A 947-nucleotide genomic window follows, 5' to 3' on the forward strand; every position below is an offset into this window, starting at 1 on the left:
TCATGGTTGATGATGCAGACATATAAAGAACGGGCATGGAGATCTATCCCGCAGTAATAAGGGTGGTTCTTCGTATAGAATTGCATATGAGTCTTCTCCGTTTTTTGGTTTAGTCGCCTTCCAGCATACTCCTTTGGGGCATGTTGTCGGAGAAGGCTCAATAAGTATCAAAGGCATTAAGGTGACGCTTAACGCTCGGCGGTTTTGGTTTGAAGTGTATTTGGTTTAGTAAGTATTGCGTTGGCGCACCTTATGCCAAGGCGTTAAGCATTCAGGAAGGTTTATGGAAACAAACACAATTATTTCATTATCGAGTGTAATTATTGCACTTTCAGCTTTGGGTATAACAATTTATCAAGCATATTTGGGTAGAAAGCATAATAAGCTATCATTAAGACCACATTTACATTATTGGTTTGATAATAGTGAGTTGGATAATGTGTACTCATTTGAGGTGATTAATAATGGTATAGGTCCTGCGAAAGTAAAAACTTTCGAGGTGACGCTGAATGGGGAAACAGTTGAAGAAAGAGGTACACGACAACTTTCCACGGCATTGTATACGGTATTTTCTGGTTATGAGCTTGAGTTAACAACTTCATATTTAGATAAAGGGAATTGCATCTCACCAAATAAGTCAATAGAGCTGTTTAAGATCTCTTTTTCTAATGACACTCCAATTTCTGAAAGGGAATACAAAGAAAAACTTAATCAGATAAGTGTCGTAATCACCTATGAGTCTTTCTATAAAGAGATTTTTAAACTTGCACCCTAATGCTTAACAAGGCCATCAAGTGTGACGCATTACACTCGGCAGTTTTGGTTTGAAGTGCGGTGCGCTTGGTGAGTTCATCGTGGCGCACCTTATGGCTGGCGTTAAAATTCAATGGAGGAGGCTTGGGTGGAAATAAACAGAGAAATCCCAACAATTAAAGTTTCTTTAGATG

General features: G+C 38.8%; 1 protein-coding gene. It reads left to right on the top strand.

Features of this window, described 5'->3' with window-relative positions; genetic code table 11:
• Positions 1 to 283 precede the first annotated feature (283 nt).
• Positions 284 to 775, top strand: coding sequence for a hypothetical protein (locus tag ASV53_RS24210; protein ID WP_017007271.1), 492 nt, complete (start codon positions 284 to 286; stop codon positions 773 to 775).
• The last annotated feature ends 172 nt before the right edge of the window (positions 776 to 947 follow it).

This window comes from Photobacterium sanguinicancri, from assembly GCF_002265265.1.
GTDB classification, from domain to species: domain Bacteria; phylum Pseudomonadota; class Gammaproteobacteria; order Enterobacterales; family Vibrionaceae; genus Photobacterium; species Photobacterium sanguinicancri.